A 16579-nucleotide genomic window follows, 5' to 3' on the forward strand; every position below is an offset into this window, starting at 1 on the left:
AGCTTACTACATGCCCAGATCAAGTACAGGACTTAACGAGTTCTTTGCATCGGGTACCAAGATATTCAAAGCGGCATTTATATTGTTTACAGGTAATTTGCAGGAATTGTCCTGACAAACATAAATAAAAGTGTCCTCGGCATCATATCTGCCCTCAAATAGAGGAAGATCACTTTCTTTACTGCTGCCTACCAATAAGGTATTGGGCACATATATTTTGCCTAAGTCTTTTAAGAAAGGTTGCGCATCATTTCCGACCACCGCAACTTCATAATAAGGGTAAGTGACATGGGACAGAAGGTTGGCCCATTTTGCATAGGAAAAAGTATTTTCTTTTAAGGCCGATACCATTGCGGATAACACTTCCTTTGATTTTTTGGTTTTTTCAGTATCGTAGTTAATATGACCTAATACAAATAAATTATGGGCCATCACCGCATTGGGAGAAGGCAGCACCCCGTCATTTGTTTTTAGTACTTTGGAAATAAGTTCGTTACCTTGGTTATAAGTGTACAGTCCAGAATTTTCATCAATGAAATCGGTTTGGGCAGTTTGTGTCAACTCTTGGGCAAGTTCTAAATAATTCTGCTTTGTACTGGCACTATATAAGGAGATTGCCGCATTAGCTAAAAAAGAATAGTCATCTAAAAAACCATCTATATATTTACTGTTGGTTTTATAGGAATGCCCAAGTTTTCCGGCAGTAAAGTTCTTAGCTTTTATAAAATCCAAAATATTCTCGCCCCTTACTAAAAATTCCTGATTACCAAATGCCGTAAAGGCATCCACATAGCCATTGATCAATAAGGCGTTCCAAGAAGTAATAATTTTATCGTCCGTTCTTGGACGGGTACGCTCACCTCTTTCCTTCAGTAATATTGTGGCCCATTGTTTTTTCTTTTCGGTCAATTCTTTTTTTGACATTTGGGAGCTGGCGGCAAACGTATCATCATTATTTAATTGATGTAGCACATATTTACCATCTTCCCAAACAGCCTCTTCCTTTATGGTATAATAGTCCGAGAACAACTTAAATTCGCTTCCTAGAACCGATTCTAATTCTGCCTTGGTCCAAACATAATATTTGCCTTCTTCCCCTTCGCTATCCGCATCCAAAGCGGCAAAATAACCACCCTCTGGATTTTTCATTTCTCGCTCTAAAAAATCGATAATGCCAAAGGCTACTTCCTTATAGCGTTCTTTTTTGAAAATTTTAAAAGCCTTGGCGTATAGGCTTAAAGCCTGCGCGTTGTCATAAAGCATTTTTTCAAAGTGGGGTACTTTCCAAAAGGAATCTGTGCTATATCTAAAAAAACCACCCCCTATGTGGTCATATAAACCGCCCATGGCCATTTTATCCAACGTTAGTTCCACTTGTTGTAAAACCGATTTGTCCTTGGTCAATAACGCATAATCCATTAAAAAAGAAAGATTTACGGGAACCATAAATTTTTCAGGTCTTTTTTCACCGCCCCATTCGGTATCCCAATAGGTTTTCCAATCCTCTACGCCATCTTGAAGCACCTCTTTGCTCAAGTTTTCAAAATCGGTAGCTGGACTAATAATATTTACCTCGTTCACACCTTCCGCTACCATATCCGAATATTTTGCAGCTTTTTGAGGGTCTTCATTGTAAAGCCTGCTAATTTCTGTCAGTACTTTTTTCCATTGCTCTTTGGTATGATACGTACCACCATATAAAGGTTTTCCGTTAGGTAAGGTAATAACGTTCAAAGGCCATCCACTGTTTCCGGTCATTAATTCTACGGCAGTTTTATACACTTCGTCAACATCCGGTCTTTCCTCTCTATCAACTTTTATGTTGATAAAGTTTTCGTTCATAATCTTTGCCACTGAGTCATTTTCAAACGTTTCTTCTTCCATGACATGGCACCAATGACAGGAAGAATAACCAATGCTCACCAATACCAATTTGTTTTCTTTTTTTGCTTCGTCCAATGCTTCGGTGCTCCATGCTCTCCAATCTACTGGGTTGTGCGCGTGCTGGAGTAAATACGGGCTGGTCTCATCGATAAGGGCATTGGTGTATTTATGGCCGTCTATTTTTGATTTGTTTCCCTCTTCCTTGCATGAGAACAGCGTCATTGCTAAAATGATAACGTAACTATATTTTTTAAAGCAATCTAACATCATATTACGGGTTGTAGTCATCTATCCAATCAATTTTAAGAAAAGCTAAGTAACTGGTTTTTTGCCATAAATATCAAACTTTAACGTCGAATTAAATTATTTGTAATCGGTCGGGGATTTAAAATGTATTTTGAAACTGATGGTACAAGAGTGAATATATGCCTCTTTCCAATCGATTTCGTAAAATAAGAAATATATTTATTCGCTCTTAATTTAATGAAGATGGAAAGATTTAATAATTGGTTTGTCGTTTGTTTGTCACTTTATTTGATGGTTATAGGCTGCAAGGAAGAGAAGAACATCAAAAAAGATGTGGAAAAGAACAAAATCTCCATGGAAAAGCCTATAATGACCCCTCTCATAGTACAAAAACCAGATAGTATCCAAACACCAGAAGGTATGGTCTGGATTTCTGGAGGGGAATTTATACAAGGTGCGGTTACTCAGGACGAGATGGCCATGGACCATGAAAAGCCTGGGATTAAAGTAGCCGTTAACGGCTTTTTTATGGATGCTACGGAAGTAACAAATGCACAATTCTCCGCATTTGTGGAAGAGACCGGTTATGTAACGGTCGCGGAGAGGCCCATAGATTGGGAAGAAATAAAAAAGCAATTGCCGGAGGGTGCCCAAAAACCACATGATTCTATTTTGCAACCCGGTGCACTGACTTTCAAAAAGGCAAAAGAGGCCTTGCCCAATCTATATGATTTTTCGCAGTGGTGGAAATGGAAAATCGGAGCCGATTGGAAACATCCCAATGGTCCGGACAGCTCTATAAAAGGACAAGGTAATTACCCAGTGGTTCAAGTGGCCTACGAAGATGCACTTGCCTATTGTGATTGGGCAGGGAGACGATTGCCAACAGAAGCGGAGTGGGAGCTCGCAGCTAGGGGAGGAAAATATGGTACCACATTTTTTTGGGGAGATGATATCGCTTTTCTCCCTGAAAAGGCCAACACCTGGGAAGGAACGTTTCCCTTAACGAACACGATTGCGGACGGTTACGAACTAAGAGCCCCTGTAAAATCATATGAACCAAACGAATACGGATTGTACGATATGGCCGGGAATGTGTGGGAATGGACCAATGACTGGTACAATACAAATTATTACAAGGAACAGGGTGCACAAAATGCCGTACAAAGAAATCCGTCAGGAGCGGTCTCGCCTTACACCAGTAATAATCCATATGCAAAAGAGAAGGTCATAAAAGGCGGCTCATTTTTATGTAGTGATTCATACTGCGCCAGTTACAGGGTCTCCGCTAGAATGGGCTCCAGCATGGATTCGGCTTTGGAACATACTGGCTTTAGAACAGTAGCTACCGTGGCAATGCTTAAAAAGCAAAATCAATAGAATAGCTATTGTTCAACGCAAAACTGTTGATAACTTAACTGTAAGGTTTTTGCTCAAAAACCTACTTTTGTATTCTATATTAAATCGAAGAAATTCAAGAAAATGTCAGAGACTGTAGAAAGAATAAAAACGTTGATCATTGGTTCTGGACCTGCGGGGTACACTGCGGCGATCTATGCGGCTAGAGCAGATTTAAAACCCATAATGTATACAGGTATGGAGCCCGGTGGACAGTTGACCACTACTACGGAAGTAGACAACTTTCCAGGGTATCCTGAAGGAATTGACGGTCCGACAATGATGGTGCAACTACAACAACAAGCAGAACGTTTTGGAACAGAGGTGCGTATTGGAATGGTAACTGCCTGCGAATTGAGTAAAGAGGTAGGTGGCATTCACAAGCTAACCGTAGATAATGATAAGCAAATTGAGGCGGAAACGGTTATTATTTCCACAGGAGCAAGTGCAAAATATTTGAACATTCCCAGTGAGCAGAGATTAAGGGGAGGTGGTGTTTCCGCTTGTGCAGTGTGCGATGGTTTTTTCTATAAAGGTCAGGACGTGGCAATAGTGGGTGCAGGAGATACGGCGGCCGAAGAGGCCTCCTATTTGGCCAATATCTGTAACAAGGTGACGATGTTGGTCCGTAAAGATTATATGAGGGCCTCAAAAGCAATGCAACATCGCGTAAACAGCCTCAAGAACATTGAGGTGCGATATAATACCGAAGTCGATGAAGTATTGGGCGATCAAGTAGTCGAGGGCCTACGAATGGTCAATAATAAAACTGGGGAAAAAGAAGATATTGCGATAACCGGACTTTTCATCGCCATTGGCCATAAACCGAATACCGATATTTTTAAAGGACAATTGGATATGGACGAAACCGGATATTTGATTACCAAGGGAAAATCTACAAAAACCAATTTACCTGGCGTTTTTGCCTCGGGCGATGCCCAGGATAAGGAGTACAGGCAAGCGGTAACGGCCGCAGGTACAGGCTGTATGGCTGCTTTGGATGCGGAACGCTATTTAGCTTCTATAGGCTCTGTTGAAGAAGCCGTAGCGGATAAGTACGATATCTAGTATTATTATTAAGATTGATGCACAAAAAAACGCGACCGGTAGGCCGCGTTTTTTGTTTTTAGTATTTTTTAGATTCAATCGATTCTCTTGTAGTTTTCCGAGGATATTCTATTGCCCTCTTCATCATGGGTAATTTGACTGTATTGATTTTTGTCCAAGATAAGTTCAAACTTAAAAACTTGAACGGTATCCTGTATTTTCATCATTTGCGCGGAACCATATTCCAATCGCTCCTCCAATTCGTTTTCAGTATTGGTATAGGAACCGTAACCGAACCATTCATTTGGGTCGTCCGGTGAATGGCGGGTCCACATCACCTTACCTTTGCTGTAAATTTTTATTTGCCGATACCCGTTAATATTCTGTAAAGTATCCGATACGCCGGATTCATCATAGTTATAACGGTTAATGAGTTCCCAAGTCCCTTCAAGGGAGGATTCCGTCTGTAGCTTTGAAGAAGTGAAATTGGTTGCCGAGACCAATATCAACATCAAAAAAACCAATCCAAGTATTTTTTTCATGGTCGTGTATTTAAGTAGTTAATAATACCATAAAAGATACGAATTATATTACTAATCCCGTAAAATAAAGAACTGAAAATTAAGGATTTAAAAATATCGATAGAATCAAAGATGTTACTGCCCTTCAAAAGAATTGAGTGCATCTACAAGTTTATCTATGTCGCTTTGCGTATGCCCTGCTGAGATGATGATACGACTTATGTTTTCGCCTTCTTCGTTTGGATATTTAAAATCGGTTACGAAAATGTTATGCTTTTTCAGATGAGAAATTAATTTGCTATTCTGAAAGGAGAAACCGACGAACAGCTTTTTGAAATTCCGGCCACTGTTGAAGGCCCAAGTAAGCGGTACCGCCAAAATACAAATAGGACTTTCCCGCAACATTAATTTTTCTTCCCGGAAAAGTATCAATATAATGTACCATTAATTACGTGTTATACCGCTTCCGCCCAATTTTGGAAATATGACTTTCCCGTCAGGAGCTAGTGCTACACCATTGGCAATATCTTCTTTCAATAGCATGGCACCATCCATGTCCACATAATCCAATTGCGGTAGTAGCTGCGCTATTGCCGAAATACCAACGGTTGATTCGGTCATACAGCCGACCATTACCTTTAGCCCCAATTCCTTTGCTTTTTGAATCATACGTAGGGCAGGGGTGAGCCCTCCACATTTGGTAAGCTTAATGTTGATTCCGTTAAAATGTAAGGCGCATTTTTCAACATCGGTTTCTACAATACAACTTTCATCTGCAATAATGGGCAGCACACAATTGTGCATTACTTTTTCCATGCCTTCCCAATCATTCGCCTTTAAGGGTTGCTCTAAAAATTCTACCCCTAATTCTTTTAATAACGGTGCATTATATATGGTCTCTTGAGCGGTCCATGCGCAATTGGCATCAATTCTAAAAATGGCATCGGTATTCTTTCTCAACGCTTTTACAATGGCTACATCGTTTTCCGTTCCCAGTTTTATTTTATAGATGGGCCATGGTTTTTCCTTCATTTTGGCGACCATTTTTTCAATGGAAGCTATTCCGATAGTATAGTTCGTTGTTGGGCAATCATCAGGATTTGTATCCCAAATTTCATAAAGTGGCTTTTCCAACAGTTTGCCGTAGAGGTCATGAGCGGCCAAATCCAAGGCGCAAATGGAAAAGTTGGTCAGTCCTTTTTCCTTTAAAAAAGAGTGAAATTCAGCAGGTTCTTTGAGTTCAAAAGCTTCAATTTCTGAACGTATGGCCTCAATTTTAGAAATCATATTTTCTACGGTGCTATTATAGTAGGGGTTGGCGGTAGCTTCTCCATAACCCGTTTTTCCATTTAGCTGTAGGCCAACAATCAAGGTATCTTGTTGGTCATGGGATTCCCTGGAAATCCCAAAAGTATGTTTTAAGGTTAGTATGTGCTTTTCTAAATATAGTTGCATACTACTAATATAACAATTAGCACTTGGTCTTAAAATGCAAAACCCGTTGAAATTTCAACGGGTTTTGAAGGTTAGGTGGTTTGATCAACCTGAAAGAAAACCTAATATTTGTGCACGCTTCCGGAAACCGATTTGTTCTTCTTTACGGTAGCATCTCCTAAATAGCTGATATTGGCACCACTGCTAGCATCTGCCGTAAGCGTTTCCGATACATTTACACTGATATTGGAACCGCTGCTACCCTCCGCTCTACATTTTTTTGCTTCTAAGTTTTTGGCTCTAATGTTAGCACCACTGCTACCATCCACATAGACTTCAACGGCCTTTCCAGAGACTTCGATATTGGCTCCGCTACTTGCATCTAGTTCCAATTCATTCGCCATGACCTCCGCGTTCAAGATAGAGCCGCTGCTGGACTCAATACTCAATTCATTGCTTTCGATTACATTTTGGGCCGTTAAATGTGCACCGCTGGATGTTTCTAAAGTGGTAACCTCCGGTAAGGAAACAAATACCTTTTTAGTAGCCCTGCCAATATTTTCTATGGCATGGATTCTTAGTTTGCCATTCTTGATATCGGTCCCTATTAAATCGATGATATTTTCGTCAGCCTCTACGGAAATTTTAAATTCATCGTCCTGGGTGACATAAACATCCAAACCTTCGGAAGCGTAAACAGCGGTGAAATCACCTGTTACTTTTCTGTTTTCCTCAACGACCACGCCGTTCCCTTTTTTACCGGAACCGAAGTCGCCTAAATTAATATCGAAGCCACAGGAGGATAAGAAGAGTGCCAGTAGCATTGCAATTGAAACTTTAACTAGTGTTGTCATGATTTTTTATTTTTAAGATTGATGTAAAATTGATTCTTTATGATTTAATATAATATTCCGTTTTTCCCAACTGTTGAAATAAGGTGCTGAATTGTCCTTTCAATTGGAATCGTTCGCTTTTACCTTCACTCCGTTCTCATCTAATTTCATTTTAAACGATTCGCCATTATCCTTGACATCGATATCGATACCGTTTTCATCAATCTTTATTTTTCCTTTTTCGCCATTCTCGTTGATGTTGATATCAATGCCGTTTTCGTTGATACGGATTCTATTTTCGCCGTTGTCTTCATATTCCATATCATCCGGGCAGTCCAAACACTCTAATTCTGAATTCAAGGACATTCTCCAAGTGTAATCGCTAAGGTCGTTCACATCTTTATCCGTATCGGCGCGCATCACCCAACTTCTGGCATTGCCTTTATCATAGGTCAATACCGTTCCGCTAGGAATGTAAAGATTCACCTTCACTTCTTGGTCTTTGAATTTATTTTGGTTCCCCGTAGTCAAGAAATCGTTCAATAACAAGGTATTGCCATCCAACACATAGCTATAGTCTATGGCCTCCGCAGTTTGTTTTGCTTTTGCAAAAGAAGGGCCGTCCGCTTCTTTTCTGATCTTGATTCTAAAAACGGAATCTTTTGATTTTTCTATTCTAAAACGCACATCTTCCGACTGCAATAGCTGATTTCCGTTTTCATCATGTACGATGAGCATCTTTCCCATGCGCATTTCATTACCGTTTTCATAAAATTCCGATGAGACCAATTGAAGGTTCAGGGTGTCCATATCAGTTTCAAAATAAAGTTCCTGTTCAGAACTTGTATTGCCGGAATATGCTCTGGAAGCCGCCTCGCGAATACCAAAAACAATCAGAAATATGATGGATATCAACCAAAGTCCCAATAGTGAAAATTTTGCAATATTCCCGATCGACTTTAAATTGGTCACTAAAATTTTCAATCCTAAATAGAGCAGGAAGAAAAATGGAATACCGATGGCAAAGAATGCAAGAATGGATATTAGCCAAACCGGCATACCGCTGGAGTTCACAACACTGTAGAAATCCAGTCCCGGAACATGTATCAAATCCATAACCCCTACCGATAAAAGTCCTATGAACAATCCTATAAGTGTTGATGCGCCGATAATGATCAACAGAATGCCAATGAATTTCCCGAATACCTTGAAAAAGAACATGATAATATCTCCCAGGGTATCAAAAAAGGTTTTACCACCGCTTTTTACTTTGTTTCCTACTTCTTCGTAGTCCACACTTTTCACTTTATCGGCTACCTCTTCAAAACCCTCTTTTACCTTTCGCTCTATATTGCTGATGTTTATAGCTTCTCCACGCATATCCAGCTTTTGAGAGGTGGTCTTGGCTTCCGGAATCAATATCCATAAAAGCCCGTATAGGAGAATAAACCCACCGCCGGAACCTATGGTCAGGAATACCCAAAGAATTCGAATCCATAATGGGTCAATACCCAGATAGTGGGCCAAGCCAGAGGAGACACCGGCTACATATTTCTGTTCCGTATCCCTGTATAATTTTTTGACCCTAGTTTGTTCCGTAGTGCTTTTTGCCCTTGGTTCGTCTTCAAAGATATCCTCATCTACCATGTAATCTTCGGGCTGTCCCATGATGGCAATGACCTCGTCCACTTGTTTTTCCGTGATGACCTGTCTTTCGTTTTCCAGTTTTTCATAGAAAAGTTCGGCAATCCTTGCTTCGATGTCGGCAAGAATCTCATCGCTTCCGGGCGTATTGGCAAAGGAACGTTTAACCGATTCCAGATACCTTCGCATTTTATTATATGCATCTTCATCTATATGGAAGAGCATGTTCGCTAGATTTATATTTACTGTCTTGTTCATTGTTAGCTGTTTTTTGTGTTGGTTACCAGGTTTGTGGCTTTTCTCAATTCGTCCCAAGTGGTATCCAGCTCTTTAAGGAAAAGTTTGCCGGTTTCTGTTAGGGTATAGTATTTACGTGGGGGTCCAGAGGTAGATTCTTCCCAACGGTAGTTTAATAGCCCCGCATTTTTTAATCGGGTCAAGAGGGGATAAATGGTACCCTCTACTACCAGCATTTTAGCGTCCTTGAGCGTGTTCAGGATTTCGGAAGCATACTTGTCCTCCCCATTGAGGATGGACAGTATGCAGTACTCCAAGACTCCCTTACGCATCTGCGCTTTTGTATTTTCTACGTTCATAACTTCTTTTTGCTTTTTATGCAGCCCCGATTTTTTTGGGGATTGCTTGCCTGTTTGTGCCGCAGGCTCTCTTTGTCCTGTAATCGTCTGCATGGGTTAACGGTTCGTTTTTTGATTGATGAATAAACATCTTGTTTGATTTGATTGATAATTAAACTCCTGAGGTATGATGAGTACCCGATTCTTTTTTACAAAGTCACCATTCCTGTAATGAAGGCCACGATGATCGCTAATATTACTTTTATGATAGTTGTCATTATTTGATGAATTTAATGGTTATAGGGTATTTAAAAATTTGTCCTTCATTGGTTCTGATAGTCCCTAAAATGGTATAGACTATGTTTACAACGAAAAGTGCTCCTTGTGCCAGCCCGGCAAATCCTATGGGCAAGATCCAATGTCCAAAACGAAAATCATCAGAATCAAAATGAAAATCAAAAGTGTTGTGACGGTTTAGATTGAACAGTCTAAAATGTTCAAAATCAAAAACATCAAAAAAATTAATAAAAAAAGGAATGGAAACAATTCCCAATATAAAAGAATAGAGGAGAAGGCTAATTTGAAAATTTAAAACCTGTTTCCCGTTATAATCTACAAACTCATATTCTTTTTTATTCGCTGTCCAAAGGACCAAGGGCAAAATAAAATTCCCAAAAGGGATAAAAAATTTGGAAAACGTACTCGCATGGATGAGTGCGGAGAGGTTTCTTTGGTGTTTTGTTACGGTTTCTGTCATGGCTCGTTCGTTACTATCTGATGATTGATTTTGGTTACTGGGTATTATACAATTATATTGATAACCTAATAACTTCTTATACAAATATATATCTAAAAGAAGGTACTATGCAACACATAGTACCATATATTAACATAATATTAACACTTTAGATTACGGAAATTAATCGATACTTTTATCAAAAATTAAAAGTAAAATGGCCGTAAGCACTAGTAAATTCAATACATTTACCTTTTTTAAGCTTCCTTCTGCTTGGTGGTGCGGAGTGCGCTTAAAATATATGGATGAGAAGAAGGCCATTGTGACGGTAAAGCACAAATGGTTCAATCAGAATCCGTTTAAAAGTATGTTTTGGGCGGTTCAGGGTATGGCAGCGGAGCTGGCTACGGGTGCCATGATGATAGATCAGATCAGAAATAGTGGAAAGAAAATTTCCATGTTGGTACAGAACAACAAAGCCAACTTTTCAAAAAAAGCTACCGGAAAAATAACCTTTACTTGTGAGGATGGTCATTTGATAAAGGCTGCTTTGGATAGAACCATTGCTACGGGAGAAGGACAAACCATTTGGATGGAGTCGGTCGGTATCAATGAAGATGGGGTAGTGGTCAGTACTTTTGATTTTGAGTGGACTGTACGGTTGAAGAAATAAATAATAAACTAATACAATTATGAATAACGATGAGAAAAAGCTTGATTCCCTTTTTAATAGTACTTTTTGTTGCATGCTCTTCCAATAATGAAGAAAAGGATTTTACCGAAGCCAATGAAACTGAAATTTTAGAGTATATAAATGCAAATAATTTAAATGCCCAAAAAAGTGCAACAGGTTTGTATTATGTTATTGATGAGGTCGGGTCTGGGGACAACCCCAATGCCAGCTCCAATGTTACGGTCGCTTACAGGGGATATTTTACCAATGGGAACGTTTTTGATGAAAGTGGTGCTGAGGGCATCTCTTTTAATTTGAATCAAGTTATTGCAGGTTGGACGGAGGGCATTACCTATTTTAAGGAAGGAGGAAGCGGAGTTTTATTGATTCCTTCGCGTTTGGCATATGGTAATGCGGGTAGAAGTGGTATTCCCGGTGGGGCTGTTTTGGTTTTTGATATTGAACTTTTGGCGATAAATTAGTTTTGGTATGGGCTGTAGAACCATTATAACGTGTAAAATTGGAACAAGTTATCACCAGTCTAAAACCATGCTGTAACAAAATTTCTTTTTTGTCAACCTATAAGCTCATCAAACATAAAACACAAAAAAAATGAACGCACACGAAATAGACTTTGAAATTTACGGAGAGGAAATGCAATATGTAGAAATAGAGCTGGACCCTCAAGAAGCCGTTGTAGCGGAAGCCGGAAGCTTTATGATGATGGACACCGACATTAAGATGGATACTATTTTTGGAGATGGTTCCAACCAAGACAGTAGCGTTTTGGGAAAGATATTCTCGGCAGGAAAACGAATGCTGACCGGAGAAAGCTTATTTATGACCGCTTTTCTAAATCAGGGACAAAGGAAAAAGAAAGTCAGTTTTGCATCGCCCTATCCCGGAAAAATACTTCCTATAGATTTATCCGAAAAAGGTGGAAAGTTCATTTGTCAGAAAGATGCATTCTTATGTGCCGCCAAAGGCGTTTCAGTAGGTATAGAATTCTCAAAAAAACTGGGAAGAGGTCTTTTTGGAGGAGAAGGCTTTATTATGCAAAAACTGGAGGGTGACGGAATGGCCTTTGTACATGCCGGAGGCACTATGGCCAAAAAAGAGTTGGGTCCTGGGGAAGTTTTAAAGGTAGATACAGGTTGTATCGTAGGATTTTCACATACAGTGGACTATGATATAGAATTTGTTGGCGGAATCAAAAATACGATTTTCGGTGGTGAAGGTTTGTTCTTCGCTACGCTCCGTGGCCCGGGAACGGTTTATATACAATCTTTACCCTTTAGTAGATTGGCAGGTAGGGTCTTGGCTTCCATCCCTAGGGGAGGAAAGGATAAAGGTGAAGGAAGTATTTTAGGAACTTTGGGAGATATTGTAGGCGGTGATAGAGGGTTTTAAGCCCCACCCCTAAATCCCTTCCCCAAAGGGTGAGGGGACTTTTATCATTTTCTAAATATCATTTCTAAAATCTAACGTCTTTAAAGGAGTTCATTCATTTCCGCAAGTGACGAAGCACTTTGTTTTTTCAATTTCTAATTAGTCTATTTAACTTTTGGACCAATTTCAATAGATTATTTCGTTGCTTGCAAAGACATTATTGTTTTAAAAATTCATTCTTTATATTCATACCTTTTATTTCGTACTCTCTACTTATGAATTTCAAAAACCAAATCAACTTCCTGAAAGAACTTCAAAAGAACAATAATAAAGAGTGGATGGATGCTAACAGGAAATGGTACAAAGAAGTCCGTGATGATTTTATTGGCTGGTTGGATAAAATGAATGCAAAGCTTGCTACAATAGATGATGACTATTATGATACTCCCGGAAAGAAAGGCATCAATCGTATTAATAACAACCTGATGTTCCATCCGAACAAACCCATTTACAAAGACCATTTTGGAGCGGGTCTGGACAAACGGCCCAATACTGGCGATTTCTATGTTGAAATTGGGATTAAACGCTGCATGTTTGCCGGTGGACTTTGGCGACCGGACCCAAAACGATTAAGAAGTATTCGAGATGCTATTGATTATAATGGTGAAGAATTACTGAAAATAATCAATAAACCATCCTTTAAAAAAACCTTTGGAGGTCTTTATGAAGATGTGAAATTAACCAACGCTCCCAAGGGTTTTTCAAATGACCATCCCTATATAGACTTGCTCAGAAACAAAACGTTCGCTGTTGCTACGGAGTTTGCTACCACAGAAGTCTTTAAGAAGGATTTTGAAAAAAAATTGATTAAAGTATATAAAGAAATGCTTCCTTTTCGTAGGTATTTGAATGAAGCAGTGACTGTTTAGATATTTATGGATAATAGAAAAGTAAGAAATATCAGAAAGGAATTGTTGTCGGATAATTGGTACACCTTAAACAAGTTTACGTTTGAATATCAAAAAAATGATGGGACTTGGGAGGAGCAACAACGTGAAGCGTATGACCGTGGTAACGGCGCTGGGATTTTACTCTACAATCGTGAAAAACAGACGATAGTATTAACCAAGCAGTTTCGAATGCCAACTTATGTAAATGGAAATGATGACGGGATGATGATAGAAGTCTGTGCCGGATTACTTGATGGGGATGATCCTGAGGATTGTATCCGAAAGGAAACCGAAGAAGAAACGGGGTATCAGATAGATAAAGTAGAACGAGTCATGGAAACATATATGTCTCCTGGTTCCGTTACTGAAATTTTATATCTGTTTATCGGTGAATATTCAGCGCGTATGAAAGTAGGGGAAGGCGGTGGAGCCGACCACGAAACGGAAAACATAGAGGTTTTGGAATATCCTTTCAAAGAAGCCTTGAAAATGGTAAAGTCAGGTGAAATTAATGATGCAAAAACAATTTTGTTGCTACAGTACGCAGCCATGAACAATATCCTATCTTATAGATAAAAATCACTTTAAATAAACGCTGGATCGTTTAGTGCGAGCTTACTTATTAATAGGTATTTCTTAAGATTTGAAAAATAGATTGCATCCGTAGTTTTACTTCTGAACTGGAATTTGTAAAGTGATTGTTCATAAAACTGAAAATCAATGTCTTCCCTGAATTGGTAATCAAATAACCGCTTAGGCAATAGTTATTGCCCAAACTGCCCGATTTAGCGTATAGATATGGCTCTTTTGTTAGGCTTGGCCAATTCGTTAGCGTGCCCGAAATCCCGGCTGAGGGGAAAATTTTAAAAAGCCGTTCTTTGGGAATTTCTTCGTATAATTTTTCCAATACATAGACCATAGATTGTGGTGTAAAAAGATTGTACCGAGAAAGCCCGGAACCATCTACCCATCTTGGCTGTTGAGGTATATCAGCTAAATAGTCTTCTAGGATTTTATTACGGGCAATGGTACTGCTTAGGGTGTCGGTCCACTGATTGGCGGAGAGGATAAGTAATTGTTCCGCAATAAAATTGTCGCTTTCATGCATTAATCGCATATAAAGCGAATCAGAAGGTATTCCATAAAATATATTTTTAGGTCCCTCGGGCATTTTATGGGTTATATCTATTTTTTTAAGTAGTGAAGCTTCTAAAAGACGATGTAACGTTTTGGAATTTGTCTTAAAAGGAACTTCTAGCGTGTCGTTTCGGGTTCCATCAAAATAAAATAAGTTTTTATGCAAGGCCCTGTTGGTCTTAAAGTTCAGCTCTAGAACGCTATCCTTAAAGTACGTTGGTAATACCTTTAGTTCAGGATTTTTGAAAATCCGGGTTATATTGCCATAAACAGGTAAGGCACTGCGCTCCGGAGCGTAGTATTGATCATAATCCTCCCAGGCCCACCCTGGTCCCAAAGGCTGATCTAGAAGTGGTTTTTCATATAAAACAATGTTCCTTTTGTTTTTTAAAAAATGATACACGGTACTATCCTTTAGATAAGGATGTAAAAATGAGGGGTCTCCCGTACCTTCAAAATAAAGGGTGTCGTTTCTATAACTATATTTTAATGCAGGAATCTTCTCCGGTAGCGCTTTTATGGATGTATATAGCGTAAAGATTTTGGTATTGCTTGCAGGAGTAAAATACTTTTTACTGTTCAGATTATAAAGCGTGTCTTTTGTTACTGGATCAATTACTAAAAGGCCCGTAAACTGATTTTGATAAAAACGGGTTTGTATGATATTTTCTATGTTTTTGTTTAACCTTTTTTTAGTTGCTGAACAACCAATAAAGATGCTGAACAAGCTATATAAAATAAGTTTTCGCATAAAAACAGTAAGTTTTATAGGCTTTTTGGGAAATAAGAGGAGTAGTATATCATATTTTTAAAAATACTAAATGTAATACGAATAGTTTAACAGTTTTTCTTTCTTTTTAACTTTTTAGAACAATATAATCCTCAATTTTCTGTTTAAATTTGAGGAACAACATAAATCCTAAAAGAATCGTACTATATGGCCAATAGCATGTTAGAGTACAGCAAAACGGTGTTAAAAAAAGTTAGTTTTGACGTTAAACTGTTTTGCAAGGAGTTGAAAAAAGCACTCCTGAACTTAATGCCCGAAGAGGCGGAGGAACTCAAAATCTGGTTACAACAGTTCATAACGGACAAGCCAGAATTACAACAAAGTTTAATGTATATCAATAATAACGAAAAGCCACTTTAAAGTGGCTTTTTTATTTGTTCAACGGGCTTATAATTTTTACATCTTGAAAGGCGATGGCACCTCTTACTACAGATGCAATGGTATCCCTTATGGCCTCTGTAATTTGAATTTTCAATTCTTTCTTATGATAAATAATACTTACCTCCCGTGCAGGGGAAGGTTCCCGAAAATATTTTAGATTCTCTTTTTTTGATGCATCAAGCTCAATGGTATTTAAAAAGGGAAGCAATGTCATCCCCAATCCTTCATTGGCCAAATTTATAAGTGTCTCAAAACTTCCGCTCTGTAATCTAAAATGTTCTTCGCCTATTTTTTTACGGGTTTTACAAAGATTCAAAACACCTTCCCTAAAACAATGTCCGTCTTGAAGTAACAAGATATCGGAAACATCTAAATTCTCAGGACTCAATTCTTTTAATTTACGCAAGCGATGGTCTTTGGGTACGTATCCTACGAACGGCTCGTAGTAAAGTGGTCTTTCGGTTATGAAGTCTACTTCCAAAGGAGTGGCGGCTATTGCAGCGTCCAGGTGCCCGTCTTGGATATTTTTTATAAGATTTTCAGTGCTCTGTTCTTTAATAATAAGATTGACCTTTGGATATTTATTTATAAAAGTTTTTAGGAACATGGGCAACAACGTAGGCATAATCGTTGGGATGATGCCCAAAGTAAAATCACCACCGATAAATCCTTTTTCCTGATCTACAATATCTTTGATGCGCTCCGCTTCGTTCACTATATTTTTGGCTTGCGCAACAATTTTTTTACCGACTTCCGTGATGGATATTGGCTTTTTGCTACGGTCAAAAATCAAGATATCCAGCTCATCTTCAAGTTTTTGGACCTGCATGCTCAAAGTAGGTTGTGTAACAAAGCTTTTCTCTGCCGCAAGTGTAAAGTTTTGATATTCGGCTACGGCAAGAACATATTGCAATTGGGTAATCGTCATAAGGAACAGATTT

At 38.8% G+C, this 16579-nt stretch carries 18 protein-coding genes; 8 read left to right on the top strand and 10 right to left on the bottom strand.

The genetic code is table 11. The features are described from left to right. Window positions 1–6: 6 nt before the first annotated feature. Window positions 7–2172 (bottom strand): thioredoxin domain-containing protein, encoded by a 2166-nt coding sequence (locus ACKWBX_RS09080; RefSeq protein WP_413968357.1) that lies wholly within the window; start codon window positions 2170–2172, stop codon window positions 7–9. Window positions 2173–2373: 201 nt separating this feature from the next. Here ACKWBX_RS09080 and ACKWBX_RS09085 point away from each other — a divergent pair, with 201 nt between their 5' ends. Both ACKWBX_RS09085 and trxB read left to right on the top strand, forming a co-directional pair. After that, window positions 2374–3510 (top strand): formylglycine-generating enzyme family protein, encoded by a 1137-nt coding sequence (locus tag ACKWBX_RS09085; RefSeq protein WP_413968358.1) that lies wholly within the window; start codon window positions 2374–2376, stop codon window positions 3508–3510. 102 nt (window positions 3511–3612) lie between these two features. Then, window positions 3613–4596 (top strand): thioredoxin-disulfide reductase, encoded by a 984-nt coding sequence (gene trxB / locus ACKWBX_RS09090; protein ID WP_413968359.1) that lies wholly within the window; start codon window positions 3613–3615, stop codon window positions 4594–4596. Window positions 4597–4670: 74 nt separating this feature from the next. Here the strand turns inward: trxB and ACKWBX_RS09095 are convergent, their stop codons facing one another. The 7 genes from ACKWBX_RS09095 to ACKWBX_RS09125 form a co-directional block, all read right to left on the bottom strand. Further along, window positions 4671–5117, bottom strand: a complete 447-nt coding sequence (locus tag ACKWBX_RS09095) for a hypothetical protein (protein ID WP_413968360.1) — start codon at window positions 5115–5117, stop codon at window positions 4671–4673. Between the two features lie 277 nt (window positions 5118–5394). Next, window positions 5395–5541, bottom strand: coding sequence for a hypothetical protein (locus tag ACKWBX_RS09100; RefSeq protein WP_413968361.1), 147 nt, complete (start codon window positions 5539–5541; stop codon window positions 5395–5397). Beyond that, on the bottom strand, window positions 5541–6551 hold the full coding sequence (locus ACKWBX_RS09105) for a dipeptide epimerase (RefSeq protein WP_413968362.1): 1011 nt from the start codon (window positions 6549–6551) through the stop codon (window positions 5541–5543). The genes ACKWBX_RS09100 and ACKWBX_RS09105 overlap by 1 nt, the downstream gene beginning before the upstream one ends. 101 nt (window positions 6552–6652) lie before the next feature. Continuing rightward, on the bottom strand, window positions 6653–7384 hold the full coding sequence (locus ACKWBX_RS09110) for a head GIN domain-containing protein (RefSeq protein WP_413968363.1): 732 nt from the start codon (window positions 7382–7384) through the stop codon (window positions 6653–6655). 99 nt (window positions 7385–7483) lie between these two features. Continuing rightward, a complete protein-coding gene (locus ACKWBX_RS09115; RefSeq protein ID WP_413968364.1) occupies window positions 7484–9265 on the bottom strand; it encodes a PspC domain-containing protein in 1782 nt (593 codons plus the stop codon). Between the two features lie 2 nt (window positions 9266–9267). Then, window positions 9268–9603 (bottom strand): PadR family transcriptional regulator, encoded by a 336-nt coding sequence (locus ACKWBX_RS09120; protein ID WP_272651664.1) that lies wholly within the window; start codon window positions 9601–9603, stop codon window positions 9268–9270. Between the two features lie 256 nt (window positions 9604–9859). After that, window positions 9860–10339 (bottom strand): DUF4870 domain-containing protein, encoded by a 480-nt coding sequence (locus ACKWBX_RS09125; protein WP_413968365.1) that lies wholly within the window; start codon window positions 10337–10339, stop codon window positions 9860–9862. A gap of 196 nt (window positions 10340–10535) precedes the next feature. On the opposite strand from ACKWBX_RS09125, the gene ACKWBX_RS09130 reads away from it, so the two are divergent. The 5 genes from ACKWBX_RS09130 to nudK all read left to right on the top strand — a co-directional run bounded on the left by ACKWBX_RS09130 (window position 10536) and on the right by nudK (window position 13906). Beyond that, on the top strand, window positions 10536–10991 hold the full coding sequence (locus tag ACKWBX_RS09130) for a DUF4442 domain-containing protein (protein WP_413968366.1): 456 nt from the start codon (window positions 10536–10538) through the stop codon (window positions 10989–10991). Window positions 10992–11020: 29 nt separating this feature from the next. Beyond that, window positions 11021–11473: an FKBP-type peptidyl-prolyl cis-trans isomerase gene (locus ACKWBX_RS09135; RefSeq protein ID WP_413968367.1), complete on the top strand. Its 453-nt coding sequence runs from the start codon at window positions 11021–11023 to the stop codon at window positions 11471–11473. 130 nt (window positions 11474–11603) lie between these two features. Then, a complete protein-coding gene (locus ACKWBX_RS09140; protein ID WP_413968368.1) occupies window positions 11604–12401 on the top strand; it encodes a TIGR00266 family protein in 798 nt (265 codons plus the stop codon). 254 nt (window positions 12402–12655) lie between these two features. Continuing rightward, window positions 12656–13309: a DUF2461 domain-containing protein gene (locus ACKWBX_RS09145; RefSeq protein WP_413968369.1), complete on the top strand. Its 654-nt coding sequence runs from the start codon at window positions 12656–12658 to the stop codon at window positions 13307–13309. Window positions 13310–13315: 6 nt separating this feature from the next. Further along, on the top strand, window positions 13316–13906 hold the full coding sequence (gene nudK / locus ACKWBX_RS09150; RefSeq protein WP_413968370.1) for a GDP-mannose pyrophosphatase NudK: 591 nt from the start codon (window positions 13316–13318) through the stop codon (window positions 13904–13906). Between the two features lie 46 nt (window positions 13907–13952). Here nudK and ACKWBX_RS09155 read toward each other — a convergent pair whose 3' ends face one another. Then, a complete protein-coding gene (locus ACKWBX_RS09155; RefSeq protein ID WP_413968371.1) occupies window positions 13953–15218 on the bottom strand; it encodes a D-alanyl-D-alanine carboxypeptidase in 1266 nt (421 codons plus the stop codon). A gap of 264 nt (window positions 15219–15482) precedes the next feature. Here ACKWBX_RS09155 and ACKWBX_RS09160 point away from each other — a divergent pair, with 264 nt between their 5' ends. Beyond that, a complete protein-coding gene (locus ACKWBX_RS09160) occupies window positions 15483–15617 on the top strand; it encodes a hypothetical protein (protein ID WP_413968372.1) in 135 nt (44 codons plus the stop codon). Between the two features lie 10 nt (window positions 15618–15627). Here ACKWBX_RS09160 and ACKWBX_RS09165 read toward each other — a convergent pair whose 3' ends face one another. Further along, the gene (locus ACKWBX_RS09165) at window positions 15628–16566 is read right to left on the bottom strand and encodes a LysR substrate-binding domain-containing protein (RefSeq protein ID WP_413968373.1); all 939 of its coding nucleotides are present in this window, start codon (window positions 16564–16566) and stop codon (window positions 15628–15630) included. Between the last annotated feature and the right edge of the window lie 13 nt (window positions 16567–16579).

It is taken from the genome of Maribacter algae, assembly GCF_047345745.1.
In the GTDB taxonomy this organism is placed as follows: Bacteria; Bacteroidota; Bacteroidia; order Flavobacteriales; family Flavobacteriaceae; genus Maribacter.

Bases quoted from the DNA above. Each gene is read 5' to 3' on its own strand.
- ACKWBX_RS09080 (WP_413968357.1), bottom strand. From the start codon at position 2,172: ATGACTACAACCCGTAATATGATGTTAGATTGCTTTAAAAAATATAGT.
- ACKWBX_RS09085 (WP_413968358.1), top strand. From the start codon at position 2,374: ATGGAAAGATTTAATAATTGGTTTGTCGTTTGTTTGTCACTTTATTTG.
- trxB (WP_413968359.1), top strand. From the start codon at position 3,613: ATGTCAGAGACTGTAGAAAGAATAAAAACGTTGATCATTGGTTCTGGA.
- ACKWBX_RS09095 (WP_413968360.1), bottom strand. From the start codon at position 5,117: ATGAAAAAAATACTTGGATTGGTTTTTTTGATGTTGATATTGGTCTCG.
- ACKWBX_RS09100 (WP_413968361.1), bottom strand. From the start codon at position 5,541: ATGGTACATTATATTGATACTTTTCCGGGAAGAAAAATTAATGTTGCG.
- ACKWBX_RS09105 (WP_413968362.1), bottom strand. From the start codon at position 6,551: ATGCAACTATATTTAGAAAAGCACATACTAACCTTAAAACATACTTTT.
- ACKWBX_RS09110 (WP_413968363.1), bottom strand. From the start codon at position 7,384: ATGACAACACTAGTTAAAGTTTCAATTGCAATGCTACTGGCACTCTTC.
- ACKWBX_RS09115 (WP_413968364.1), bottom strand. From the start codon at position 9,265: ATGAACAAGACAGTAAATATAAATCTAGCGAACATGCTCTTCCATATA.
- ACKWBX_RS09120 (WP_272651664.1), bottom strand. From the start codon at position 9,603: ATGAACGTAGAAAATACAAAAGCGCAGATGCGTAAGGGAGTCTTGGAG.
- ACKWBX_RS09125 (WP_413968365.1), bottom strand. From the start codon at position 10,339: ATGACAGAAACCGTAACAAAACACCAAAGAAACCTCTCCGCACTCATC.
- ACKWBX_RS09130 (WP_413968366.1), top strand. From the start codon at position 10,536: ATGGCCGTAAGCACTAGTAAATTCAATACATTTACCTTTTTTAAGCTT.
- ACKWBX_RS09135 (WP_413968367.1), top strand. From the start codon at position 11,021: ATGAGAAAAAGCTTGATTCCCTTTTTAATAGTACTTTTTGTTGCATGC.
- ACKWBX_RS09140 (WP_413968368.1), top strand. From the start codon at position 11,604: ATGAACGCACACGAAATAGACTTTGAAATTTACGGAGAGGAAATGCAA.
- ACKWBX_RS09145 (WP_413968369.1), top strand. From the start codon at position 12,656: ATGAATTTCAAAAACCAAATCAACTTCCTGAAAGAACTTCAAAAGAAC.
- nudK (WP_413968370.1), top strand. From the start codon at position 13,316: ATGGATAATAGAAAAGTAAGAAATATCAGAAAGGAATTGTTGTCGGAT.
- ACKWBX_RS09155 (WP_413968371.1), bottom strand. From the start codon at position 15,218: ATGCGAAAACTTATTTTATATAGCTTGTTCAGCATCTTTATTGGTTGT.
- ACKWBX_RS09165 (WP_413968373.1), bottom strand. From the start codon at position 16,566: ATGACGATTACCCAATTGCAATATGTTCTTGCCGTAGCCGAATATCAA.